Source organism: Aliiruegeria haliotis (genome assembly GCF_003003255.1).
GTDB classification, from domain to species: Bacteria; Pseudomonadota; Alphaproteobacteria; order Rhodobacterales; family Rhodobacteraceae; genus Tropicimonas; species Tropicimonas haliotis.
In genome coordinates this window covers 556,367-579,583 of sequence record NZ_PVTD01000001.1, presented here as the reverse complement: position 1 = coordinate 579,583, position 23,217 = coordinate 556,367, and the positions used below count along the sequence as shown (strand labels likewise).

The window sequence follows — 23,217 nt, the reverse complement described above, 5'->3', positions numbered from 1 at the left end:
GGCTCCATAGGGTCTGCGGGTGGTGCGGGCTCAGGCAAAGAGCAAGGCAGGGGTTTCAAGGAGAGACTTCAGGCGGGCAATGAACTGCGCCGCGTCCCAACCGTCGACGATCCGGTGATCGAAACTCGCGGAGAGGTTCATCATGTCGCGCGGCACGAAGGCCCGACCGTCCCAGTGCGGCCGGATCTGCTTGCGGTTGACGCCGAGGATGGCCACCTCCGGGTGGTTGACGATGGGTGTTGTTGCGACAGCGCCGAGCGGGCCGAGTGAGGTGATGGTAATGGTGCTGCCGGACAGCTCCTCCCGCGTGAGGGTGCCCGCGCGCGCCGCCTCGGCGAGCCGGACGATCCCGGACGCCGCATCCCGCAGCGTGAGCGCCTCGGCGTGCCGCAGCACCGGCACCATGAGACCCTGTCCGGTCTGGATCGCGATGCCGAAGTGCACGGCGTCATGCTGCCAAAGCGTCCCCGTCTCGTCGTCGTAGCGTGCATTCACCTGCGGCGCGACCTGCCGCGCAACGACCGCGGCACGCATAAGGAACGGCAGGAGTGTCAGTTTCGGCTGCGCTTCCGTGCGGTCAGCGTTCATCGCCATGCGCAACCGCTCCAGTTCGGTCACGTCGACTTCCTCGACGATGGTGATCTGCGGGATGCGCGCATGGGCGCGGGTCATCTGCTCGGCGATCTTGCGACGCAGGCCGATGATCTTCACCTCGGTCACGCCGTCGCCTTGTACGAGCGGTGCGCTGCCGCCACCCGTGGCGAGACGTGCGTCGAGGTCGGCATGCGTCACCCGCCCCTCCGGACCGGTTCCGTCAACCTGCGACAGGTCGATGCCAAGGGCCGCAGCCCTGTGGCGCACGGCCGGTGCGGCAAGCGCCTTGCCCGCACCATTGCGAACCACCTTTGGCGGCTGGGGTTTGTCGTCGGTGTCGGGCGGCTCCGGCGCGGCGGTATCTTCGGCCTCCACCGGGGCCTCCGCGCGCCCGGTCTCCGGCCCTAGCGTGTCGGCCTCCGTCTCGTCGACCACATCGATCTTCACCAGCGGCGCGCCGATCGGAAGCACGTCACCCGGCTCCCCTGCCCGCCAGAGGACCTTGCCCGAGGCGCTGGACGGGATCTCGACGGCTGCCTTGTCGGTCAGCACGGTTCCGACGATGTCGTCCTCGCTGATCCACTCCCCGACCTCGACTTCCCATTCGGAAATCTCGGCCTCCGTGATGCCTTCGCCGATGTCCGGCAACTTGATGACCCGTTCCACCACGTCAGACCTCCACCGTTTCGCGCAACGCCCGGCCAACGCGCTCCGGGCCGGGGAAATAGAACCATTCCTGCGCATGCGGATACGGCACGTCCCAGCCCGCGACCCGCCGGATGGGCGCTTCGAGGTGCCAGAAGCAGCTTTCCTGCACGCGGGCCGAGAGTTCGGCACCGAAGCCGCTGGTCAGGGTGGCCTCATGCGCAATCACACAGCGCCCGGTTTTCTGCACCGAGGCCTCGATCGTCTCCAGATCGAGCGGAAGCAGGCTGCGCAGATCGATTATCTCCGCGTCGACCTGCTGTTCCTCCGCCGCGGCAAGGGCAACGTGAACCATGGTGCCGTAGCATAGCACCGTGACATCCGCCCCCTCCCGGCGGATCGCGGCCTTGCCAAGCGGGATCGTGTAATATCCCTCCGGCACATCGCCCAGCGGGTGTCCCTTCCACGACACGGCCTCGCGTTCGTGGTGGCCATCGAAGGGTCCGTGATAGAGGCGCTTGGGCTCCAGGAAGATCACCGGGTCCGGGTCCTCCAGCGCGGCGATCAGCATCCCCTTGGCGTCATACGGGGTCGAGGGCAGCACGGTTTTCAGCCCCGACACATGGGTGAACAGCGCCTCCGGGCTCTGGCTGTGGGTCTCTCCGCCGAAGATCCCGCCGCCCGTGGGCATCCGGATCACCAGCGGGCAGGTAAAGTCGCCATTGGAACGATAGCGGATGCGGCTGGCCTCCTGCGTGATCTGATCGTAGGCCGGGTACATGTAGTCGGCGAACTGGATCTCCACGCAGGGTCGAAGCCCGTAGGCCGCCATGCCGATCGCCGTGCCGACAATGCCGCTTTCCGAGATCGGCGCATCGAAACAGCGCTCGCGTCCGTGTTTCTCCTGCAACCCTTGCGTGCAGCGAAAAACGCCGCCGAAATAGCCGACGTCCTCGCCGTAGACGATGACACGGTGGTCGCGCTCCATCATGACGTCGAGCGCGTCGCGGATCGCCTCTACCATCGACATGTCGCTCATAGCCATTTCTCCGCCGCCTGCCGCTGCCGTTCGAGATGCAACGGGGTTTCGGCATAGAGCCCGTCGAAGATGCCACGCCGCCTCGGCGACGGGCCGGAATGCAACGTGCCGTTCTTCTCCGCCGCCTTTTGTGCCGCAACGACCGTGTCGTGGATCTCTGCCCGTGCCTGTTCGTGGCGTTCCTCGGACCACAGACCACGGTGGATCAGGTGCAGCTTTAGCCGTTCGATCGGATCGCCGAGGGGCCATGCATCGGATTCCGCGCGGGGCCGGTAAGCCTCGGGGTTGTCCGAGGTCGAATGCCCCCCCGCGCGATAGGTCACATGCTCGATCACGGTCGGCCCGAGCCCCTCGCGCGCCCGCCGAACCGCCCATTTCGCCACCGCGTGCACGGCAAGAAAATCGTTCCCGTCGACCCGCAGCGCCGCCATCCCGAACCCCAGCGCTCGTGCCGCGAATGTGCCGGAATCGCCTTTCGCGATGCCCTGGAAGGTCGAGATTGCCCATTGGTTGTTGACGATATTGAGCACCACCGGCGGCTTGTAGGTCGAGGCAAAGACCATCGCCGAGTGGAAATCGGATTCTGCGGTCGAGCCGTCGCCGATCCAGCCGGCGGCAATCGCATCGGAGCCATCGATGGCCGCGGCCATGGCCCAGCCGACGGCTTGCACGAACTGGGTGCCCAAGTTCCCCGACACGGTGAAGAAGCCGTAGTCCCGCGCGGAATAGAGGACCGGCATCTGGCGCCCGGCGAGCGGATCCTGCTCATTGGAGAAGATCTGGTTCATCATCATCTCCAGCGGGTAGTCCTGTGCCACCAGCAATCCGGCGTTCCGGTAGGTGGGGAAGTTCATGTCACCCTTGCTCAGCGCACGCTGGAACGCAGTCGTGACCGCTTCCTCGCCCAGTTGCGGCACATAGAAGGACGTCTTTCCCTGCCTTTGCGCGGCCACCATCCGGGCATCGAGACTGCGCAGGGTCATCATCTGCTTGAGCCCCGCCACCAGATCTTCGTCCGACAGCAGGCTGGCCCAGGGACCGACCGCTTCGCCGTCGCGGCGCAGGATCCGAATGATGGAAAAAGCGTGGTTGCGCAGCAGGCGCGGCTCCACGTCGAGCGGCGGAAGGGTCACGGCGCCGGCCTCCGGGACCTTCACATTGGTATAGTCCGGCTCATCCCCCGGCCGGAAGTCCGGTTCGGGTATCGTGAGCCTGCCGCCCTGTCTGTCCTGCATCTTCACCTCCGCATTGGCCTCTGTGTCGATGGTAGCGGCGGGGGCGGAGCGGTTGTTGCCAAAGTTCCTTTCAATATAGTCCAGCCTTGGCGATAATCGCCCCAGATACGATCAAAGGTAGGCAAAATGACTATCGATTCGATTGACCGCCGCATCCTTGATGTCCTGTTGAAGAACGGCCGCATACCCGTCGTTGAACTGGCAGAACAGGTCGGGCTGTCCCCCACGCCCTGCCGAAAGCGTATCGCGCGGCTGGAGAAAACTGGCGTGATCGCGCGCTACGCCGCCGTCATCGACGCAGAGCAGGCGGGCTACCCGATCACCGCCTTCGTATCGGTCGAACTGGAACGGCAGGAGGCCGAGGGCCTTGCCCTGTTCGAACGCCGGGTTCTGGAATTCGAAGAGGTCGTACAAGGGTTTCTGATGACCGGGAGCCAGGATTTCCTGCTGCGGGTGGTCGTCGAGGATCTGCACGCCTTCGAACGTTTTTTGCAGGAGAAGCTGACGCGGATCCCAGGGATACGTTCAGTCAGGTCCCGGTTTGCACTGCGCCAGTTCGTGTGGCGCAACCGGCTTCCCGCGGCTTCCAGCTAGATCGGGTCAGGTTTTTCTGAATCGAATTGGGGTTGGATTGCGATCCAGACTCCGAACTGGTGAAGGCGACCGGCATGGATAGCAAAGGCCCGTTCGGATGACTGAAAGAACGGGTGGTTGCTACGATGCGGTCGCGAGAGAGCTGTCCCAGTGTGGCGGCCCTGTTCGGACACGCCCGCTGCCCTGCCACGTGTTCGTTCTTTGCGACCGCTCCGAACGGTCGCGCAGGTACTGTTCGCCACCAATCGTGGTTGTGGAAGCTAGGTCAGGTCATCCAAAACCGCCACGCTGGTGCGTTCCATTGGCTCTGGGTGTGGTTCACGTGGAGCCTGTGCCACACATCGCAAGACAGCCAGACCATCGAGACAGGACCGCCTCCTGATCGTCGGCGTCGAGCACCATGGCGAGGCGGTCGTCGTTGTCGGCAAACACCCCCAACGCATCGCCGCCTGCGGTTTGCAGGATGATTGCATGGGGCCCCGGCTGTGCGATTGGCAGGACATCTTCCGCCGAAATCAGGATGTCCCCGAGCCCGGGCAGGATATCCTCCGCACCGTCGCCGGTCACGGAACCACCAGCCGGACGCGCTACCCAGGCCCGCACCAGCGGTGCGCAACGTTCGAGAAAGACCTGAAGCAGCGGCCCTTCCAATGTCGGGGTGTCGTCAAATTGAGTCTGGATCCCCGCAAGGGCATGGCGGAGCGTCGCAACAGAGACGCCGGTTTCCTCCAGGCTGGACTCCCGCACCGGCGGCGTTGCGCGCACGGTCATCCCGCCATCGGTGCAAAACGCCGCGAGTGCCGCCGCGAAGGCTTCGAGGTCCCCTGCCCCTGCATAGGTCAGCGTCCCACGGCCTGCGCCCAGCGCATCCGCCCGGCCTTCGGGGAGTCCCGCGATATCCGCCCAGAGCAGACGTCGCCCGCGCACCTCCAGCGCCAGTTCGTTGCCACTCTGGTTGCGGATCAACAGGCGACGGGCCATGACCGTTGCGTCGACCTCGTCTAGGAGCGCACCAGCACCGCCGGGAAGCGATCGCAGACCGGGCGATGAACCGGGGTCCGGCGGACGCGACAGCCGCCCGATCATGTGGGTGAGGCTGGCAAGGCGTGCGCTGCCATCGCCATCCGGAGGGCTCACCGCGTCACTCATCGGCCCGCGCGACCTCCCGGAGCGTCGCTCCAACGCCTTCCAGGGTCGTTCCGGCGTCGAGCGACACGCAGATCACCTCACCCTCCGTGGTGCCGGAGCGCAGGAACACACAGGTCTGCAGTGGCGCGGCAAGGATCGCCTGCGAGAGACGGTGCGGGGTGGCGCCCTGCCCGAAGACACGGGCAAGCAGCCGCTCGGCGCCTGGACCGAGACAGGCCGACGCCTCTGCCAGAAGTGCATCATGATCTTCCTGACGCAAATCCGCGTCGGCACAGGCACGCAATACCGTGCCAGCTTCCATATCGCCGAACACCGCCGCGCGACAGCCGGGGATGTCCCTGTGCAATCGGGTCAGCTGCTCGACGAGGGTCATTGCGCGGGGCCTCCTGGCCGGGACGAGGAACGAAGTCCTCGCCTGTATCGCGCAATAACCTTACGGGAACCCTACCGCGCGCCGCTGCGGATCATGTCGTCCGGAAAATATCCGCCAGGTCGGCCTGATCGCCCGTCGGACGCGCATGACGGCGCGTGTCCCCCTTCAGCGAAACCCTGCGCGGCACGATCCTTGGCCGCACCGGGGTAGCGTCAGCCTGCGCCGTGGCGTCCTGGGTCTCCGGCACCGGGCTTTTTGCATCGCGACCTGCGCCCGTTTGGGCATCATCCGCTGGCGATCGCACGAACGCGGCTTCCACTGGCATCCTTGCGGCAATTCCAGTGGCCGATTCCTTCTCCATGTCGGCGGATTGCGAACGGTCGGTCCGGGGTGCTGCATCGGCGCCGGTGTCGTCGGCCGTCCTCGGCACGGACAGCCCACCGGGCGGTTCATGGCCCAGTTGCCGGGAGAGCGACATCACCATGTCGAGCAACGCATTCATGAAAGTCTCCGCCCCGCTGGCATCCCAGGCCGACCTGTCGTCACCGGCCGCAAGCGCCTGTGTCAACGAGATCGGGAACACACTGGCGAACAGCCCCTCGGTCTCCCGCATCACCCGTGCGAGCACCCGCTGGCGGTCTCGCGGTTGGGTCAGCTTGTCCATCCGCGTGAGCAGCAGGAAACTGCGCTCGTACAGTTCTGGCGGGATCTCGTCCCAAACCGCTGCTTCGCTCTGGCGCCAGGCCTGAACCGCATGGCTGCACCAGATCACCGCATCCGCCTGCGAGATCACCCGCTGCCACACCTCCGCAGGCATGTTCGGGTCAGAAATGCCCGGAAAATCGATGATATCGCAAAGCTCCAGAACTCCGGCCGGGCGCTCCACCCGCAGGTATTGCGTCCGCATCAGCGCCACCTGGTCGAGATCCTCCAGATCAACGTCGAATTGCGTCCCGGAGAGGTCGACGCCATGGGCCGTTCCGGTGCCATGGCTGAGCCAGACCGGGGGCAGTTGCGTCGCCGTGACCTTTACCGGCAACGCGTCCGAGCCGATCAGCATGTTCGTCAACGTGCTTTTGCCGGCGCTGAACTCTCCCATGATCGCAATACGCGGCCGGCGGCCGGGTGCGGGCTCGGCCCCTTCGGGAAGACCCAGTGTCCCGGTCTCCGATGTCGGCACCTTCATCTTCAGATCCTTGCTGTGAAACATGGCGGGCTCCTTCTGGCTCATGCGGCGAAGCGGCTAAGTCGCACGACCGCCTTTTCAATCTGTTCCGGCGATGTCTCGCTCGGGGCTCCGCCGCGGCTGGCCGTGTCCTCCGACCTGCCAAGCCCGGCAAAGACCATGCGCTGATCGGCGAAGTACTCCCGCAGCGTCTGCCGGAGCTGCTCGGCGGCGGCCGCGCAATGGGTCTCCTTCAACCCCTGCACGATCGGCCGGGTCTCTGCCTCGATCATCTGGTGGAATTCCGGTGCAAACGCCTTGTAGCCACGCCGGCGGCTCCACCAGCGGCGCCACCAGCTGCCGCCAAGATCCAGCGCGATGGTCTGGCCGAGCAACACCGGCGGGGCAAAGGTGGGCAGCGTCGGGGGCTGCACCTGGAAGTCACCGGGCGGACGCCCGATGGCGCAGGCGTAGATACCGGCAATCTCGGATGCGGCCTGTTCCCCGGCAGCCTTTCCGGCACCACGGGCCTGTCGCACGAAGACCTGGTAGCCGGACCGCAAAAGCAACCGCAAACCAGTCGGGTCGTATTTCCACGGCGCCAACTCGCCGTAGAGATCGAGGTGTTGGATCAGCGCCGCCGTCGCACGGTCAAGGAAACTGTGATGCGCACGGTCCAACCGAGAGTCCGCGGCAGAGAGCGCACCAGTCAGCGCGGTGTCCAATTCCGACAGCACGCGCGCCTCTGCCCCGTCAAGTTCCCGAACCATCGCGTCGACGTCGATCTTCCCCGCATGGGCCGCCATGGCCTGTTGCGGATCGGACGCGGCGGCTGCCTTTATCCCCACGGCGAGGTTCATGGCGCTGCGGGCAACCGACTGGATCCGTTCGCGCCCCGCACCTTCGAGGACCCGGTTCCAGATCGCCGCATAGAGCGCGGGCACACCGGACAGCCACCAAATCAGTTCGAGCGGCTCGAAATCGCGGTCCAGCTTGCCGATGACATGCTCGGCATAGCTCAGCAGCACGTCACTCGACTCGCCGTCGAGGATGGAGAAATCGCCTTGCAGAGCCAGCGTCGCCCATTGCGCGCTGCCGAAGATGATCTGCGCCTCGTGCGGCCCCTGATGGGCCTTCAAGTTGGCACGGATGCTGTCGCGGATCTCCTCGATCTGCCGGGCCGGATCGGCAAGCTCGTCGATCCGGTTGACGAAGATGATCACCTCCCGCGACTGGACGTTGGCGATCAGCCGGATCAGCGCCATGTCTACCGAACTCAGCGCCTGGTGGGCGGAGAGCACGACCACGCACAGGCGGCTGTCGCGGATCGCGCCAATGGTGATTTGCTCGCGCATCATGAAAGTGTCGTTCACCCCGGGCGTGTCGCGCAGGCAGAGCCCCATGGGCCAGTCGTTTCGTGGCAGGCGCAGGTCCGCGGCCTTGGTGATGTCGGCAAAACGGCCCTGCGTCTCCGCCCCGGCGGCGGACTCCTCATCGAGGAAATCGTCACCGAGGCAGACATAGCGTTCCACCAGATCCTGCGTGAGCGTGCCATAGGTATGGCTCGTGCCCAGCAGCAATTCGAACTTCCGCCCGAGGCGGCGGCGGGTCTTCTCCCGCATGGCATCGATCTGGGCGCGGACTTTCTCCGCCTCTTCCTCTGCGCCGGATCGCCCGGCCAGTTCGCCAACCCGTCCCCCCTTATGGGTCAGCCGGTCCCAATCCTCGGGATCGAAGAAGGTGAAACGCGCGGCGTAGGAGGCGGTGCTGGCCTGGGGCCCGATGTGCAGGGAGGTAACGACCGAAGTCCATGGATTGACGTCGGCCGGCAGCAGTCCCGGCTCCCCCACCATGGCATTCACCAGCGAGGTCTTGCCCGCCTTCACCTGCCCGATCATGGTCACCGCAGGCTCCAGCGCGAGCAAGCTGCGATGCTGCCGCTGGCCCGCCTCGGCCGTGGCACGGTCCCCGCAGGCGATCAGGTCGTCCAGAACGCCCAGAACCTCCGCTCGTTGTGCGAGGAGCGGCGACAGCCCCTCCAGGCACATTCTGACCAATGGCCCGGACGGCGTCGCGGCCTGTCTGGCCACCTCCGGCGTTTGGCCGCCCGGTTCCGTGACCGGGATGCCGTTGGAATATGAACCTTCGTCCCGATACATTGTTGCTCCAACCCAGATAATCTCTCCCCACCCTGCAGTGTGTCGCTGCCTGCAACGGTGCGGAAATGTGGCGAGAGCTGGGCGAATGTCCGCAATGCGACGGGCTTGGTACGGGGGGCAGGCCCGGGTCGGGCACGGGATCAGGTATGGTGGTCAGGCGCAGAGCAGGCTCTCGCAATCGTTGCGGACCTGCAGGACAAGCGCCACGGCATCGCAGACGGCATCCGCGGTCGCCTCAAGCTGCATCAGCAGCATCAGGTCCGACGCCTCCGCCAGCACCAGCCCCGCCGCGCCACAATCCTCCGTGGCCATCCCGGCGCAGGTCTCGATCGATTCCATGCAATGGGCCAGAACATCCGGCGCTGCGGCCTCCAGCGCATCGCCCCCCGGCACATCGCACAGGCGCGACAAGGCCTCCGCCCGGGCGGAGAGGAAGCAGACAATCTCAGCCGGTGCCCGTGATTGCGCATCCGTTACGGGGTCGGGACGTGCCGCGTCCACACCCGGTGCGACATCGGTGGCGGGAGCCTTCGTTTCCAGCCCGGCATCCTGCGGCTCGGGCGTGGTTGCAGGGCCAACCTCTGGCACGGCCCGGTAGCGGTCGAGGAAGACGAGGGCGCTTTCGAGGTCCTCTCGCCGCGCCGTCGAGACATGATCGAACAGGTCCGCCCTGAACTGCGCGAGCCGTTGCGCCTGCCCTGCCCCGTCACCGATCCAGTGGAGACCGCGCACCTGCGCTTCCGGATCAAGCTCGACCGCCAGCGAATCCCCACCTCCGGTTCGCATGGCGACCGTGCCGGTGACAGCCAGAAAGGTATGATCCACAAGGGCCTCCGGCAGTCTTTCAAGGATCTCCTGCCCCTCAACGCCCGCCCCGGCAGCACCCGGCTCCGTCGTGCACAGCACCGCCATGTCCGCCCGCCGCGCAGCCCAGGCAATCGCGGCTTCGATATCCGGCATTCGGCCTTCGAGCGGAACCAGAAGGAAACTGGCTTTTTCCAGCAGTGGCACCGGGGCCGCGAGGGAAACCATCGCCAGATCCCAGGGGACAAGCCGCGCGAAGGTCGCGAGATCCACGGCGCTCTCCTGCCCCTCGGCAGTGACGACGCGGATCGCGGGATCGAGGCCGAAGGACAGGTCGAGCGGCGGCATGCCACTGCGGTCGGGCACGATGTCCCCCTCGAGCACAGCGTTCACGACCCCGGCCAGCCCGGCGTCGGGCGCGCCGAGGACCGCGATGCGCACGGGCGATGACACCCGCTCCAGAACCCGCCGTCCGAGGTCCTGCACACCTGTCGGGAGCGTGCCGGCGCCAACTACCGCGGCAAGCTGATCGGCAGACCTCAGGGCCGCAGGGGTCGCCTTCATTTGCCCCGCTCCGCCTCAGGCGTGCCGCCCGGGGGCGGGTCGAACTGCGCCCGGAAGGCATGTCCGACCCCGGCGGTCGAGGGGATGCCATCGAGGCCCAGCCAGGACATGAGCCCGCCGCGCTCGGACCGTGGCGCTCGTGCCGCGCGTTTGTCCGACGCCAGAACCCGGAGCACGGCGACGGAAAGGTTGTCCTGCCCCATCGCGTCACAATCCTCCACGCGCCCCATCAACCCGCCCACAAGATCGGAGGCGGCGGCGTTCCGGCGAGACGCCAGCCCATCGCGGATCGCCCGCTCCGACAGCGTCAGGATCCCGTCGCTGGCGGCAAGCAACACATCACCGGCGCGCAGGGGAAACGGCTCCAGCGGGCAGTCGATCTGGCGCAGCGGGTCCTGCCCGAGCGCCGAGGTCAGGCAACTGCGGTCCGGATGGTTGGCCGCAACCTCCGGGTCGAGCTCTCCGGCCGCGGCAAGGAAGTCGAACTGCGGCGCAAGGGAATGCACCTCGTTGAGCTGGCGGGTCTCCGCGTCCCGAAGCAGGTAGAACGGGCTGTCGCCGATCGACAGCCAATGCAGGGCGCTGTCCTGAACGACAACGAGCAGCAGCGTTGCCCCCATTCCGGCCGTCTCCGGGTTGGCCTCCGCATGGGACAGGATCGCATGGTTGGCCGCGAGCGCGGCATCCACCAGCAGGCCCGGGATTTCGCCCTCCAGACGGCCGTTGGCGGCCCGTTGCCGCGCCAGTTCATCCAGCGCCGTGGCGACCGCGAGCCGGCTGGCCAACGCCCCGGCAACATGTCCGCCAAGCCCGTCGGCCAGCACCACGAAACCGGCGCCACCGCCGCGCGGCACGTCGCACAGGACGGCGTCCTCCTGGCTCTCTCGCGCGCCGAGGCTCAGCCCCGTCGCGGCATCGAGGCACAGCTCACTCGGCGGCGACATGCGCATCTGCGGTCCTTTCATCCTCTGCGGTCCAGTCGAACCGCTCGCCGCAGAAGGCGACAAAGCGAAGGCTGGTCTCGCCGATGCGGATCGTGTCGCCCTCGGACAGGTCCTCGGTCGAGAGCACGGGCCGTCCGTTCAGCCGGACGATATTGGACTTGCCGCCCTGGCCGAGGAAGAACCGGCTCGACTCGTCGTCGAACGCGATCGACGCGTGGTTCTGGCGGGATATAGACCGGTCGCCAAAGTCGAGGCGAACGGTCTGGTCTTCGCCGCGCCCGATGCTCGAAACGCCGCTGCTGAGGGTGAAGGAGGCACCCCGTCCAGGTCCTTCGACCACCACGATCCAGCCGACCGGAAACATCGGGGCCGCAGCATCCCCCTGTCGGGCCGCGCCGGCAAAGGGATCGCGCTCCGCGAAGGCCGCGGACTGAAACCCGAGCACGCGCGTCTTGGCCCGGCCACCATCCGGGACCGCCTGACCGGGGGCGAGCCCGGCCTGCGAAAACCGGGCGATCTGCTGACGTGCAAGGGCCACATCGTCGGCCGGCGCCCCGGCCGGTGCGCTGGCGGCATCCATCGCCGGCGCCGTGTGTTGGTCCTCCGCACCGGAAGGGGCTTCGCCGGGCACGGCATGCGGCTCCTCCCGTTCCAGGTCCCAGATCCGCCGCCGGGCGGGCATGCTCTGCTGGTAGTTCGCCATCCGCGCCCGGGCGACGAAGGGCGCGCCGTCGGTGTCAACGGGCGCCACGCTCTCAGCGGCTGCCACCGGGGCCACAGCAACCGGCGGCAACGGCTCCGCGTCAGGCGGTGGAGGGTCCACGGCGTCCACAGCAGGAGCGGAAACTGCCGGCGGATCGGGCGGGTCGGCCTGAGACACTGCCTCGCGCGGGATCCCTAGCGCGGCATAGGGATCCTCTGGGCACCTCACGTCCGGCGCCACAGCGGCGTCGGGCCCGTCCGGCGCATCTGCGTCCTGATGCAATGCGTTGTCAGATGCGGTGTTTTCAATGCTGGGTTTCCTGCGAAACAGCTTCATGCTCAATACCCTTCCATCTGGCCCACGCGCCGGGTCGATGCGACCCGCCGCAGGCCGGAGAATGTCCGTCGGACCCAGCCCGGACGCCGTTCGGGATTGTCCCTGACAAGGCTGTTCCCATCACCGTCCCGCGCGACCGTGGCGGAATCGTTTCGTGCCGCTGCGAGGGCCGCCTCCGCACTTTCGCGTGCCTCCCGCAGGGCCTCCTCGCGGGCGCGGGCCCTGGCGGCCTCCCGCTCAAGTCGCTCGGCTTCCTCGCGGCGGGCCTGCTCCGCGCGCTGTGTCTCCGCTCGTTCCTGCTCGACCTTCACGATCGCATTCGTGTCGGCGACCAGTTCCCGGATCCGCCGCGCCACCTCCGGGTCGTCCGACACCTTCGCCGACAGCTTGCGGTGACGCACCGTGTCGTCAATCATCTCCAGCCATTCCTCGGCGCTTTGCAGGCGGTCCTTGGCAAAGACGTTCAGGGCCTTGTCGATCGCCCCGAGGAAATGCTTGTCGAAGCCGGGCACCCGACCGACCAGCGGGACGTAGGGATCGGGCTTTTGCTCGGCCAGCGCTGCCAGCCGGAACGTGGTGAAGATCGGCAATTCTCCCGTCAGCATGTGATGCAGCGTCGCCCCGAGCGAGTAGAGATCGCCCGACGGCCCCTGCTGGCTCCCGGCGAGGTAGAATTCCTGCGGCGAATACCCGTCCTTGACCACTTGCAGCGCCGAAAGCACGCGGCTTGCGCGGCGGGCCCGGTCGCGGGCGGCACCGAAATCGATCAGGATCGGCTCGCCTTTGCTGTCGAGCAGGATGTTGTCGGGCGAAATGTCCCGGTGCAGGATCCCGAGCCGGTGCACATGGCCGATCGCATCCAGCAGCTTTCGGGTGATCTGCCGGATTTCCGGCGGCCCTAGGCGGCTCGGCTCCAGTTCGATGATGTCGAGAAGGTCGTTGCCCTCAACGTAGTCGAGCACCATGTAGCCGGTTCCGCATTCCTCGAACACGTCCTGCACGCCCACGATATTGGGATGGTCGAGCTTTGCCAGCCGCCGCGCTTCCTCGCCGAAAAGGCGCACCACGAGGTCGAACTCCGTCTTGTCGGTGCGTGTCCGGGCATGGACAACGCTCTGGCTGCGGCAGCAGATCGAGGACGGATAGCATTCCTTCAGCACCACCCGCCGTTCGAGGCTGTTTCGCGCCAGGTAGGTGATGCCGAAGCCGCCCGCGTTCAGGAACGACTCGATCAGGAACTGCCCTTGCAGCAGCGGCGTGCCGGGGGGAAGGCTGTCGGGCGGCGCGCCCGGCATTGTCATACTGTCGGTCATGGTTTGCCTCTTCGTCCGTCCCAATGGGTCGCGGGGCCTGGAAGGGGGCTCTCGCTCTGTCTGGAGTCTGGCCTGAATTGTGGCCGGATTGCGGCGCGACGACCGCCGCAGGCGTGGCATACACCCTGCTTTTTATGGGAATTGCGCGGATCGGAACCGCCGGTCGAACCCGTCGTTCGCGGCGCCGGGCGGTCGCACTGGACCCGCCGCCCCATCGCTGGTTCGACTGCTGGCCGAACCGGGTGCGCCGGGTCGCCGGCAACCGGCATCCCGACAACTGCCGCGGCTTGGAGAATCTCTTGACTCAGCCGAAGTTACGACGTTACCGTTTCGTAAGTTACTACTTGGTAGCAAACTGGGAGGAAAACATGTTTGGCCACAAGGGAACACTCTTGGCGACGGTCGCCCTGGCTTCGATGGCGGTATCCGTTATGCCTGCAATGGCGGAATGGAAACCCGACAAACCGATCAACATCATCGTGCCATGGTCGGCCGGCGGCTCTACGGACCAGGTGACCCGCGTGGTCGCACCGATCCTCGAGGAGGCACTCGGCACACCCATCGTGATCGTGAACCAGCCCGGGGCCTCCGGCTCCATCGGCACCAAGGCCGCGCTGGACGCGCCGCGCGATGGCTACACCTGGACGGCAAACGCGATTGCCAACAATGCCACCTATTCGGTGACGGGCATGATCGAGGGCACCTCGATCAACGATTACTTCGTGATGCTGCACGTCGCGAACGTGCCGGTTGTCAGCGTCAATGCCGACCGCGAATACGCCGATTTCGGCGCCTTCCTCGAGGCCATGAAGACGCAGGACGTCACCATCGGCACCGCGGGCGTGAACTCGTCCGGCGGCATGGCGATGGCCGCGATCAAGGAAGCCGCCGGTGGCGAAGAGCTGATGGCGCGCATGGTCACCTATGATGGCGGCAACCCCGCTGTTCTGGCCGCGGCCGCCGGCGAAGTGGACGCAACGACCCAGCTTGCGACCGAACAGACCGAGATGATCAAGGCCGGCAAGATCAAGAGCCTGGCCGTGCTCTCGGACAAGGCGCTCGAAGTCGAGGGACTCGACCCGATCCCGCCGATCACGGACTGGCTGCCCGACATGCCGGTGGCGCCCGATTACTTCGGTGTGTTCATCCCGGTCGGCGCCCCGGACGAGGTCTATGAGACCGTCGGCAAGGTTTGGGAGGAGAAGGTCATGACCTCTCCGGAGATGATGGCCTATGCCTCAGAGCGTGGCGCCGTCTTCGACCCCAGCTACGGCGAGGCGGCCATGGAAAAGGCCATGCCAGTCGTGATCGCGGAAGCCTGCGCACGCGTGACACGCGGCGAAGCCGTCCTCGACCCGTCCGAGATCGGCATCACCTGCCCGGCCGAATAACAACACCAGACGACCACTCGCGAAACGCGTGCGGGGAGAGATCCTCGCACGCACCCTCTACAGGCAGAGTGCCGCCGCTCTTGAAAGTCCGTTCCGATGCGTTTCGATTCCGCAACTGCTGACCGCGTCACCGCGGCAGTGTTCTTTGCGCTGGGGGCCGCGATGGCCTGGGGCGGCTATGTGATGGACCGGCTGGAAATCCGCCAGATCCATCCCGCGTCCATTCCCGGCCTTGTGCCGATGATCCTCGGCGGTGCGCTGATGATCTGTGCCGCCCTGCTGGCGATAAATGCCCCCCGGACGCCACGCGACCCGGACGAGGTCGAAAGCGGATCCTGGGGCAACTTCCTGTTCACCCTGCTGTGGAGCTGCTTCTACGCGCTGGTGATGGTCGGACGGCTTGAGTTCGCAATTGCGACAGCGATCTTCATCACCGGTTTCGCCGGCTGGTTCCTGGTCCCCGCCGCGACCGACACTCCCTCCCGGCTCAAGGCGGCCGGCTTCGTGGCGGTGTTCGGGATCGTCGCGGCGGTCGCCATCTCGGCGCTGTTCCGCTACGGGTTCCTGGTGAGGTTGCCGTGATGGAAGGCCTGAGCAACTTCGTCGCCGCCATCGTCGCACTGGCCTCTCCGATGTCTGTGTTCCACGTCGCCTGGGCGACCCTGCTCGGGATTTTCGTGGGCTCCCTGCCCGGCCTGACCGCAACGATGGGCGTGGCGCTGCTGACCACGCTGACCTACACGATGGAGCGCGACACCGCGATCCTGGTGCTGATCTGCATGTATGTCGGCGCCATCTATGGCGGCTCTCGCAGTGCCATCCTGCTCAACATCCCCGGCACCCCGGCCTCCGCCGCGACCTCTCTCGACGGCTACCCGCTCGCGCAGCAGGGCAAGGCCGGCTACGCCATGGCGCTGGCCACCGCGGGCTCCGCCCTGGGAACGCTGGTCGGCATCCTCATGCTGGTGATCCTTGCCCCGCCACTGGCAGAGATCGCGCTCGATTTCGGATCCTTCGAGTTTTTCTGGCTGGCGGTCTTCGGGATCGTGATCTCGGGGCAGCTCACCGGTGGGGTCACACCACTCAAGGGCTACATCGCCGGTCTGCTTGGCCTGATGGTGGCGATGATCGGGTCCGAAGGGATCCATGCCCACGTTCGATTCAACCTCGGCTTCCACCAGATGAACGGCGGCATCGCGCTGATCCCTGCGATGGTCGGAGCCTTCGGCTTTGCCGAGGTGCTGACAGTGATGTGGCGCAACAAGCCCGAGCTGATCGAGAAGGAAACGACGAGCGACCGCATCCTGCCGCGCATCGCCGACCTGATCCGCTACAAGTTCACCATCCTGCGTTCCGGGATCATCGGCACGCTCGTCGGGATCATTCCCGGTGTGGGCGAGGATATCGGTGCCTGGGCCTCCTATGCCGCCGCAAAGAAGACCAGCCCGGAGCGGGACAGTTTCGGCAAGGGGTCACAAGAAGGCCTGACCGCCGCAGAGACCGGCAATTCCGCCGTCGTCCCCGGCTCCCTGATCCCGGCGCTGACCCTTGCCGTGCCCGGTTCTGCCCCGGCGGCGGTGCTGATCGCCGCGCTTTTCATCCATGGCATCCGGCCCGGTCCGATGATCATGTTCGAACAGCCGACGTTCATCTATTCCATTGCTGCGATGCTGGTCTTTGCGACCATCGCAATCGCGATCTACGGCCTGTCGCTGACGCGGCTGTTCATCCTCGTGCTGAAGATCCCCAGAGAGATCCTGATGCCGGTCGTTTTCACCCTCTGTGTGATCGGCCCCTATGCGCTGACCCAGCGGCTCTTCGATGTTTGGGTCATGGTGGGGTTCGGCCTCTTCGGCTTCGTGTTGCGCCAGATGAAGTACCCGATGGCGCCGCTGGTGCTGGGCATTATCCTCGGTGCCCTTCTCGACAAGAGCCTGCGGCGTGGCCTGACGCTCAGCAACGGATCGCTTGAGCCCTTCTTCACGCGCCCGATCTCTGTCTTCTTCGTCCTGGTGATCGTTCTTAGCATTGCCATGGGCCTTCCGCCCGTCCGTCGCGCGATGGGTCGGCTGACAGGACGTGGGCGGCCGACGGAGAAGTAACGCGCGGATCACCCACGCGCCCTGCGTGGTGACACCAGCGGCGCCGCCTGCAATCCACCGGGCCAACCGGCTGCACCGGTCGCCCGAACCGCCGGGATGAACAGGCTGGGCGCCTGCCCCGCTGAGCAATCTCCACCGCGGGCGAGGTGTCTTTCGGCACGATCGCCACCGGGGACCCTCGCCCTTCCCCCTCACTTCCTGTCCTGTTCCGCCTGACCGGCGACCATCCCCCTTCCGGGGCGGGTCAAAAGTTCACGTGTACTTGCCGTCAAAACGCATTAGAATTGGAGAATATATCGATTGGAAAAGGACAGATCCCATGTGCCTTGCCATTCCGATGCGGATCCGTGCGATCGAGGGTCTTGTCGCGACCTGCGAGGCCGGCGGCATCGAGCGCGACGTGAACCTGTTCATGGTGCAAGGCGAGGATCTGACTGTCGGCGATCACGTGCTGATCCACGTCGGATATGCCATCAAGAAGATCTCCGAGACCGAGGCCCGGCTCAGCTGGGAGGCCTTCGAGGAGGTCCTTCGGCACGATGCATGAACTCGCGCTCTGCCGGGCGTTGATCCAGCAGGTCAATGCCATCGCCCAAAGCCACGGTGCCCGGCATGTCCGCGAGGTCCACATCGACATTGGCCCACTTGCGGGGGTGGAGCCGGAGCTGCTCGCCCATGCCTTCCCTCTGGCCAGCGCGGGAAGCCGTGCGGACGGCGCCCGGCTGAGGATCGACACGCCGCCGGTCCGCATCTGGTGCCCTGCGTGCCAGGCCGAAAGCGACGCCACCGTGAACCGGCTGACCTGTCCCCGGTGCGGCGGCTGGCAAACGACGTTGCGCTCTGGCGATGAACTGCTGCTGCGGTCGGTCGTGCTGGAGAACGCGCCCCCTGCCCCGCGCCCACAAGAAAACTCGGAGGACCGACATGTGTGACACCTGTGGCTGCACCGAGACATGGCAGGAGAGCGGGACGTCCACTGGCAGGCAGGCCACGCAGATCCACTCCAGCCTGCTTCAGGCCAACAACGCCCAGGCGCTGCAAAACCGGGCGCATTTCAACCGGCATGGCGTGCTGTCCATCAACCTGATGTCCTCGCCGGGCACGGGCAAGACCGCGCTTCTGGAAGCAACTGCCGCGTATCTTGGCCGCGACCTCCGCATGGGTGTGATCGAAGGCGACCTGGAGACCGAGAACGACGCCGACCGCATCCGCGCCTGTGGCCTGCCGGTCGTTCAGATCTGCACCGGCACGGCCTGCCACCTCGATGCCCGGATGGTACATGACGCCCTGCACCGGCTGGATCTCGCCGCTCTGGACATTCTTTTTGTGGAGAACGTCGGCAACCTCGTCTGCCCTGCCGGGTTCGACCTCGGCCAACACCGGAAAGTTGCGCTGCTGTCGACACCCGAGGGCGACGACAAGCCCGCGAAATACCCGGTCCTCTTCCGGGCTGCGGACCTCGTGCTGCTCACGAAGCGCGATCTCGCGCCGTTCATGCCGGAATTCGACCCTGCGCGGGTCGCGACACATGTCCGTCACCTCGCAAACCCGGCGCCGGTGCTGGAGGTTTCGGCGAAATCGGGCGACGGGATCGCGCACTGGGCAAACTGGCTGGAGCGAAACCTCGCAGAGCTGCGTGCGTCCCATGCCGACACATCCGAAACGCCGGGAGGCTGACCATGGCCCTGACCGCGTCCGACTGGTTGCAGCGTATTCGCAGGCTGTATTTGCCGCAGAAGGTTCGGATCATGAATGTCTGCGGTGGGCATGAGCGGTCCATCACGCAGGCAGGGCTCCGCGCGGCGCTGCCACCGGCCATCGAGCTGATCCCGGGGCCGGGGTGCCCCGTTTGTGTCTGCCCGGAGGAAGACGTTCACCTTGCGATCCGGCTCGCGATGGAGGAGGAGCTGACGCTGGCGACCTTCGGTGACATGCTGCGGGTTCCGGTCAACGTGCGAAAGTCAGACGTCCGCTCGCTGGAGCAGGCCCGGGCCGCCGGTGCCGACGTGGTTGCCGTGGCCAGCCCGCAGGAGGTTGTCGGGATCGCACGGCAGGCCCCGGACCGCCCTGTCGTCTTCCTCGCCGCCGGTTTCGAGACGACAATCGCACCCGTTGCCGCGATGATGGCGCAGGGCGTGCCGCAGAACCTGTCGCTGCTGCTGTCGGGCCGGCTCACGTGGCCTGCGGTCTCGATGTTGCTGAACTCCGGAGAGGTCGGCTTCGATGCCCTGATTGCCCCGGGCCACGTGGCAACTGTCATGGGGCCGGAGGAGTGGGACTTCGTTTCCGCCGACCACGGGATCCCCACCGCCGTTGCGGGGTTCGACAGCGAAAGCCTGCTGGCGGCGATCTACGCGGTGCTGAGGCAGTTGCGTGATGGCGGGGCCTGTCTCGACAATTGCTATCCCGGCGTCGTCCAGCCCGGCGGCAACCCGATGGCGCGCAGGGTTCTGGAGGATGTCATGGATATCACGGACGCAGCCTGGCGTGGCATCGGCACGCTTCCCGCCTCCGGCTTTGCGCTGCGCGCGGAATATGCCGCCCATGATGCGCGAAAGGTCTTTCCCGTTGTCCGGGACGACACCCGCCGGCGTGCGGGGGAGATGCCCGCCGGCTGCGATTGCGCCCGGGTTGTGCTGGGGCAGATCCGCCCCGACCAGTGCCGGATCTTCGGCGGACCCTGCACGCCCCGCACCCCGGTCGGGCCCTGCATGGTCTCCGACGAAGGCGCCTGCCGGATCTGGTGGGCCGGCGGGCGGCGGAGCCGCGCGAAACAGGCAATCGCATGACCTGCACCCCGGACGTCCCTGCGCATGACGCCGATGCGTCCCCCGTGGCGCGGCGGATCGTTCTGACCGGCCATGTTCAGGGTGTCGGCTTTCGTCCGCATGTGTACCGCATCGCGGTCGCGCATGGCCTGCGGGGCTGGGTTCGCAACCGGATGGGCGAGGTGCACGCCCATGTCGAGGGACCGCAAGAGGATGTCGGGGCCTGGCTCCGGGACGTCGTGGACAAGGCCCCGCCCCTTTCCCGGCCGGCCCTGGGCAAGGTTGCCGATGCTGCCCCGCTGGGGATGACGGGGTTCACGATCCGCGACAGCGACGCGCGGTCCGATGCGTCGATCTTCGTTCCCGCCGACACATCCGTCTGCGCGGATTGCCTGCGGGAAATGCGCGACCCGTCGGATCGGCGCCATCGCTATCCCTTCATCAACTGCACCCAGTGCGGGCCCCGCTACACGCTGATCGAGGGGATGCCCTATGACCGGCCACAGACGACGATGGCCGATTTCACGCTCTGCGCGGCCTGTCGCAGGGAGTACGAGGACCCCATGAACCGCCGCTTCCACGCCGAACCCATTGCCTGCCCGGACTGCGGCCCCTCGCTGCGGTTCGCGCGCTGGGGACAGCCTGACATTGCGGGCACCGAAACAGCCCTTCAGGCGGCTATTGCGGCGCTGACATCCGGGGAGATCCTCGCCGTTCGGGGGATCGGTGGCTATCACCTGATGTGCGATGCTGGCAACGCGGCAACCGTTCAGCGTCTTCGCGACCGCAAGCGCCGCCCCGACAAACCCTTTGCCATCATGGTCGCAGAATGCGGCGCCGATGGTCTGGACAGCGCCCGGGCGCTCGTCACCCTCACCGCCCCCGCGGCCGAGGCGTTGCGGGCGCCGCACCGTCCCATCGTGCTGCTGCCACGCCGGGCAGAGACCGATCTGGCGCCCGCCGTCGCACCGGATTGTGGCGATCTTGGTCTCTTCCTGCCCTACAGCCCGCTGCACGTCCTGTTGCTGGACGCGCTCTGCCGACCGCTGGTCGCAACCTCGGCGAACCTCAGCGGCGAGCCGGTTCTCACCACTCCGGCGGAGGTCGACGCGCACCTGTTCGGCGTGGCCGATGCCGTCCTGCACCACGATCGGCCCATTGCGCGCCCCGCCGACGATCCGGTGCTTCGGGAGATCGGAGGAACGATTGTCCCGCTGCGAACCGGCCGTGGCACCGCGCCGCTCGAACTGGCGCTTCCACGGTCGGTCGCTTCCCCGGTGCTCGCCCTTGGATCCCAGATGAAGGCCACCATGACTCTCGGCTTCGGCAACCGCGCGGTCCTCTCCCCCCACATCGGGGACATGGACAGCCCACGTAGCCTTGAGGTGCTGCACGCGGTCTCGGGCAGCCTTCAGGACCTCTACGGTGCGCGGGCCAGCGTCCTGCTGTGTGATGCCCATCCGGGCTACACCACCCACCGCTGGGCGCGAAAGCAAGGCCTTCCGGTGGTGCAGATCCTGCATCATCACGCCCATGCCTCGGCGCTGGCCGCAGACCATCCGGAGGCCAGCGGAGACTGGCTGACCTTTGCCTGGGATGGCGTGGGACTGGGCGAAGACGGCACGCTCTGGGGCGGCGACGTGCTCTGGGGCCAGCCCGGGCGCTGGCGTCGCGTCGCCCGGTTCCGGCCATTCAGACTCACCGGCGGCGTGCGGGCGGGGCGCGAGCCCTGGCGCAGTGCCGCCGCGCTCTGCTGGGCGGAGGGGCGCGACCTCCCCAACCCGCCCGACGGGGTCAGGATCGCCTACACCGCCTGGAAACAGAGCATCAACACAATCGAAACCACCGCCGCCGGGCGGATCTTCGATGCGGCGGCCTGCATCGTGACGGGCATCACCCACGGCAGTTTCGAAGCGCAGGGGCCGATGCGGCTGGAAACCCTTGCCGGGCGCATCGCCGGCCAGCCGACCCGAATGCCGATCACCAAACGCGACGGGATCTGGGAAGTTGATTGGGCGCCGCTCCTGCCCGCCTTGACCAACGACCGCCGACGTCCGCGGGAACGGGCCGTCGATGTCCACGCCAGCTTGGCGCAGGTTGTCCCGGACCTTGCCCGGATCCTATGTGCGCAGTTCCCCTGTTCGCAGATCGGCCTGACCGGAGGCGTGTTCCAGAATGCCCGGCTGGTACGGGAAATCCTCGACAGGACGACCGGTCTGAAGATCCCGCTGCGGATGCACCGGACGGTCCCTTGCAATGACGCCGGGCTCTCCTTCGGGCAGGTGGTGGAATATGCCGCGCAGGCAGGAAGGCACATCCGATGACGCTTCAGGACAGCCATATCGCGCTCGCACATGGCAATGGCGGACGCTACATGCGCGACTTGATAGAGCAGGTCTTCGCCCGACACCTCGGCAGCGAAACGCTGGACACCGACGCCGATTCCGTTCCGTTGACGCTGCCGGGCGACAGGATCATGCTCACGACCGATGGCTTCACGGTTCAACCGCTGGAGTTCCCCGGCGGCTCCATCGGGTCGCTCGCGGTGCACGGAACCGTCAATGACCTTGCGGTGTCGGGGGCCGATCCGCTCTACCTGAGCCTGAACGCCTTTATAGAGGAAGGGTTCGACGTTGCGCGGCTGGAACGCATCGTGGCAGACATCGGGCGCGCGGCCGCGCAGGTCGGTGTCTCGGTCGCCGCAGGGGACACGAAGGTCCTGCCGCGCGGAGAGGGTGGCGGCCTCTACCTCGCCACGACGGGGATCGGGGTCTCCCGGCACCCCGACGCGCTGGCCATGAGCGAGATCCGGTCAAGCGACGTCCTGCTCGTGAGCGGCCCGATTGGCGACCACGGGATCGCTGTCATGCTCGCCCGGGAGCAATTCGGCCTGCGCGGGGACATCCGGTCGGATGCGGCCTGCGTGCTGCCCCTGACCCGGGCCCTGCGCGGTGTTCCCGGTGTTCGTTTCATGCGCGATCCCACGCGCGGCGGCCTCGCCACGGTCGCGCACGAGATATCCCGGGCGACCGACCTCTCCATCGCGCTGGACGAGGCGACGATTCCGGTGCGGCCGGCGGTTCAAGCCGTCTGCGACATGCTGGGATACGATCCCTTTTATCTCGCGTGCGAGGGCCGGGTGGTTGCCGTGGTTGCACCTGAAACGGCCGCGCAAGCCCTGGCGGCCTGGCAGGATCTGCCCGGCGGAACCGATGCCGCCATTGCCGGAACGCTGGGTGGCAATGCAGGCGGAGGGCGCGTGACGCTCAGGACGACGGTCGGTGGCGAGAGGTTCCTCGAAGAACTGGAGGACGACCCGCTGCCGAGGATCTGCTGATC

General features: G+C 66.7%; 21 protein-coding genes. 10 read left to right on the top strand and 11 right to left on the bottom strand.

The annotated features are described in order from the left end of the window. Window positions 1-30: 30 nt before the first annotated feature. Genes CLV78_RS02580 through CLV78_RS02570 form a run of 3 tightly spaced genes read right to left on the bottom strand, consistent with a single transcriptional unit; the run spans window position 31 to window position 3,513 of the window. On the bottom strand, window positions 31-1,260 hold the full coding sequence (locus CLV78_RS02580; RefSeq protein ID WP_342751784.1) for a dihydrolipoamide acetyltransferase family protein: 1,230 nt from the start codon (window positions 1,258-1,260) through the stop codon (window positions 31-33). Between the two features lie 4 nt (window positions 1,261-1,264). Next, window positions 1,265-2,278: an alpha-ketoacid dehydrogenase subunit beta gene (locus tag CLV78_RS02575; protein ID WP_106203191.1), complete on the bottom strand. Its 1,014-nt coding sequence runs from the start codon at window positions 2,276-2,278 to the stop codon at window positions 1,265-1,267. Further along, entirely contained in the window at window positions 2,275-3,513 is a 1,239-nt protein-coding gene (locus tag CLV78_RS02570) for a thiamine pyrophosphate-dependent enzyme (RefSeq protein WP_106203190.1), read from the bottom strand. The genes CLV78_RS02575 and CLV78_RS02570 overlap by 4 nt, the downstream gene beginning before the upstream one ends. A gap of 132 nt (window positions 3,514-3,645) precedes the next feature. Between CLV78_RS02570 and CLV78_RS02565 the strand changes: the two genes are divergently transcribed. Beyond that, entirely contained in the window at window positions 3,646-4,107 is a 462-nt protein-coding gene (locus tag CLV78_RS02565) for an Lrp/AsnC family transcriptional regulator (RefSeq protein WP_106203734.1), read from the top strand. A 318-nt stretch (window positions 4,108-4,425) separates the two neighbouring features. Here the strand turns inward: CLV78_RS02565 and CLV78_RS02560 are convergent, their stop codons facing one another. The 8 genes from CLV78_RS02560 to CLV78_RS02525 form a co-directional block, all read right to left on the bottom strand. Beyond that, window positions 4,426-5,256 (bottom strand): hypothetical protein, encoded by an 831-nt coding sequence (locus tag CLV78_RS02560; RefSeq protein WP_106203189.1) that lies wholly within the window; start codon window positions 5,254-5,256, stop codon window positions 4,426-4,428. Then, window positions 5,249-5,629 carry a hypothetical protein gene (locus CLV78_RS02555; RefSeq protein ID WP_106203188.1) on the bottom strand — a complete coding sequence of 127 codons (381 nt, stop codon included), beginning with the start codon at window positions 5,627-5,629 and terminating at the stop codon, window positions 5,249-5,251. Before CLV78_RS02555 ends, CLV78_RS02560 begins: the two co-directional genes overlap by 8 nt. 91 nt (window positions 5,630-5,720) lie before the next feature. Then, the gene (locus CLV78_RS02550) at window positions 5,721-6,839 is read right to left on the bottom strand and encodes a dynamin family protein (RefSeq protein ID WP_158263404.1); all 1,119 of its coding nucleotides are present in this window, start codon (window positions 6,837-6,839) and stop codon (window positions 5,721-5,723) included. Between the two features lie 17 nt (window positions 6,840-6,856). Next, the gene (locus CLV78_RS02545; RefSeq protein WP_106203186.1) at window positions 6,857-8,953 is read right to left on the bottom strand and encodes a dynamin family protein; all 2,097 of its coding nucleotides are present in this window, start codon (window positions 8,951-8,953) and stop codon (window positions 6,857-6,859) included. Window positions 8,954-9,106: 153 nt separating this feature from the next. Then, complete coding sequence (locus CLV78_RS02540) at window positions 9,107-10,321, bottom strand: hypothetical protein (protein ID WP_106203185.1); 1,215 nt, start codon at window positions 10,319-10,321, stop codon at window positions 9,107-9,109. Further along, the gene (locus CLV78_RS02535) at window positions 10,318-11,265 is read right to left on the bottom strand and encodes a PP2C family protein-serine/threonine phosphatase (RefSeq protein WP_158263403.1); all 948 of its coding nucleotides are present in this window, start codon (window positions 11,263-11,265) and stop codon (window positions 10,318-10,320) included. The genes CLV78_RS02540 and CLV78_RS02535 overlap by 4 nt, the downstream gene beginning before the upstream one ends. Then, complete coding sequence (locus tag CLV78_RS02530) at window positions 11,249-12,304, bottom strand: FHA domain-containing protein (protein WP_245924808.1); 1,056 nt, start codon at window positions 12,302-12,304, stop codon at window positions 11,249-11,251. Before CLV78_RS02530 ends, CLV78_RS02535 begins: the two co-directional genes overlap by 17 nt. Before the next feature lie 2 nt (window positions 12,305-12,306). Then, window positions 12,307-13,617, bottom strand: coding sequence for a serine/threonine protein kinase (locus CLV78_RS02525; protein WP_106203183.1), 1,311 nt, complete (start codon window positions 13,615-13,617; stop codon window positions 12,307-12,309). 368 nt (window positions 13,618-13,985) lie between these two features. Here CLV78_RS02525 and CLV78_RS02520 point away from each other — a divergent pair, with 368 nt between their 5' ends. From CLV78_RS02520 to hypE, 9 genes are all read left to right on the top strand, one after another. Continuing rightward, window positions 13,986-15,008 carry a Bug family tripartite tricarboxylate transporter substrate binding protein gene (locus tag CLV78_RS02520; RefSeq protein ID WP_170111640.1) on the top strand — a complete coding sequence of 341 codons (1,023 nt, stop codon included), beginning with the start codon at window positions 13,986-13,988 and terminating at the stop codon, window positions 15,006-15,008. A 96-nt stretch (window positions 15,009-15,104) separates the two neighbouring features. Then, a complete protein-coding gene (locus tag CLV78_RS02515; protein ID WP_106203182.1) occupies window positions 15,105-15,590 on the top strand; it encodes a tripartite tricarboxylate transporter TctB family protein in 486 nt (161 codons plus the stop codon). After that, complete coding sequence (locus tag CLV78_RS02510) at window positions 15,590-17,110, top strand: tripartite tricarboxylate transporter permease (RefSeq protein ID WP_106203181.1); 1,521 nt, start codon at window positions 15,590-15,592, stop codon at window positions 17,108-17,110. Before CLV78_RS02515 ends, CLV78_RS02510 begins: the two co-directional genes overlap by 1 nt. 319 nt (window positions 17,111-17,429) lie before the next feature. Then, the gene (locus CLV78_RS02505) at window positions 17,430-17,657 is read left to right on the top strand and encodes a HypC/HybG/HupF family hydrogenase formation chaperone (protein WP_106203180.1); all 228 of its coding nucleotides are present in this window, start codon (window positions 17,430-17,432) and stop codon (window positions 17,655-17,657) included. Then, the gene (hypA, locus tag CLV78_RS02500) at window positions 17,650-18,042 is read left to right on the top strand and encodes a hydrogenase maturation nickel metallochaperone HypA (RefSeq protein ID WP_106203179.1); all 393 of its coding nucleotides are present in this window, start codon (window positions 17,650-17,652) and stop codon (window positions 18,040-18,042) included. The genes CLV78_RS02505 and hypA overlap by 8 nt, the downstream gene beginning before the upstream one ends. Beyond that, the gene (gene hypB / locus CLV78_RS02495) at window positions 18,035-18,787 is read left to right on the top strand and encodes a hydrogenase nickel incorporation protein HypB (protein ID WP_106203178.1); all 753 of its coding nucleotides are present in this window, start codon (window positions 18,035-18,037) and stop codon (window positions 18,785-18,787) included. The genes hypA and hypB overlap by 8 nt, the downstream gene beginning before the upstream one ends. 2 nt (window positions 18,788-18,789) lie before the next feature. Beyond that, window positions 18,790-19,899: a hydrogenase formation protein HypD gene (hypD, locus tag CLV78_RS02490; RefSeq protein ID WP_106203177.1), complete on the top strand. Its 1,110-nt coding sequence runs from the start codon at window positions 18,790-18,792 to the stop codon at window positions 19,897-19,899. After that, on the top strand, window positions 19,896-22,202 hold the full coding sequence (gene hypF / locus CLV78_RS02485; protein WP_106203731.1) for a carbamoyltransferase HypF: 2,307 nt from the start codon (window positions 19,896-19,898) through the stop codon (window positions 22,200-22,202). Before hypD ends, hypF begins: the two co-directional genes overlap by 4 nt. Beyond that, window positions 22,199-23,215, top strand: coding sequence for a hydrogenase expression/formation protein HypE (hypE, locus tag CLV78_RS02480; protein ID WP_106203176.1), 1,017 nt, complete (start codon window positions 22,199-22,201; stop codon window positions 23,213-23,215). The genes hypF and hypE overlap by 4 nt, the downstream gene beginning before the upstream one ends. Window positions 23,216-23,217: the final 2 nt, after the last annotated feature.

Excerpts from the sequence above, each read along its gene's own strand:
- hypB (WP_106203178.1), top strand. The coding sequence starts at position 18,035 with ATGTGTGACACCTGTGGCTGCACCGAGACATGGCAGGAGAGCGGGACG.
- CLV78_RS02510 (WP_106203181.1), top strand. The coding sequence starts at position 15,590 with ATGGAAGGCCTGAGCAACTTCGTCGCCGCCATCGTCGCACTGGCCTCT.
- CLV78_RS02560 (WP_106203189.1), bottom strand. The coding sequence starts at position 5,256 with ATGAGTGACGCGGTGAGCCCTCCGGATGGCGATGGCAGCGCACGCCTT.
- CLV78_RS02520 (WP_170111640.1), top strand. The coding sequence starts at position 13,986 with ATGTTTGGCCACAAGGGAACACTCTTGGCGACGGTCGCCCTGGCTTCG.
- CLV78_RS02550 (WP_158263404.1), bottom strand. The coding sequence starts at position 6,839 with ATGTTTCACAGCAAGGATCTGAAGATGAAGGTGCCGACATCGGAGACC.
- hypD (WP_106203177.1), top strand. The coding sequence starts at position 18,790 with ATGGCCCTGACCGCGTCCGACTGGTTGCAGCGTATTCGCAGGCTGTAT.
- CLV78_RS02555 (WP_106203188.1), bottom strand. The coding sequence starts at position 5,629 with ATGACCCTCGTCGAGCAGCTGACCCGATTGCACAGGGACATCCCCGGC.
- CLV78_RS02545 (WP_106203186.1), bottom strand. The coding sequence starts at position 8,953 with ATGTATCGGGACGAAGGTTCATATTCCAACGGCATCCCGGTCACGGAA.
- hypA (WP_106203179.1), top strand. The coding sequence starts at position 17,650 with ATGCATGAACTCGCGCTCTGCCGGGCGTTGATCCAGCAGGTCAATGCC.
- hypE (WP_106203176.1), top strand. The coding sequence starts at position 22,199 with ATGACGCTTCAGGACAGCCATATCGCGCTCGCACATGGCAATGGCGGA.
- CLV78_RS02540 (WP_106203185.1), bottom strand. The coding sequence starts at position 10,321 with ATGAAGGCGACCCCTGCGGCCCTGAGGTCTGCCGATCAGCTTGCCGCG.
- CLV78_RS02515 (WP_106203182.1), top strand. The coding sequence starts at position 15,105 with ATGCGTTTCGATTCCGCAACTGCTGACCGCGTCACCGCGGCAGTGTTC.
- CLV78_RS02530 (WP_245924808.1), bottom strand. The coding sequence starts at position 12,304 with ATGAAGCTGTTTCGCAGGAAACCCAGCATTGAAAACACCGCATCTGAC.
- hypF (WP_106203731.1), top strand. The coding sequence starts at position 19,896 with ATGACCTGCACCCCGGACGTCCCTGCGCATGACGCCGATGCGTCCCCC.
- CLV78_RS02570 (WP_106203190.1), bottom strand. The coding sequence starts at position 3,513 with ATGCAGGACAGACAGGGCGGCAGGCTCACGATACCCGAACCGGACTTC.
- CLV78_RS02505 (WP_106203180.1), top strand. The coding sequence starts at position 17,430 with ATGTGCCTTGCCATTCCGATGCGGATCCGTGCGATCGAGGGTCTTGTC.
- CLV78_RS02525 (WP_106203183.1), bottom strand. The coding sequence starts at position 13,617 with ATGACCGACAGTATGACAATGCCGGGCGCGCCGCCCGACAGCCTTCCC.
- CLV78_RS02535 (WP_158263403.1), bottom strand. The coding sequence starts at position 11,265 with ATGTCGCCGCCGAGTGAGCTGTGCCTCGATGCCGCGACGGGGCTGAGC.
- CLV78_RS02575 (WP_106203191.1), bottom strand. The coding sequence starts at position 2,278 with ATGAGCGACATGTCGATGGTAGAGGCGATCCGCGACGCGCTCGACGTC.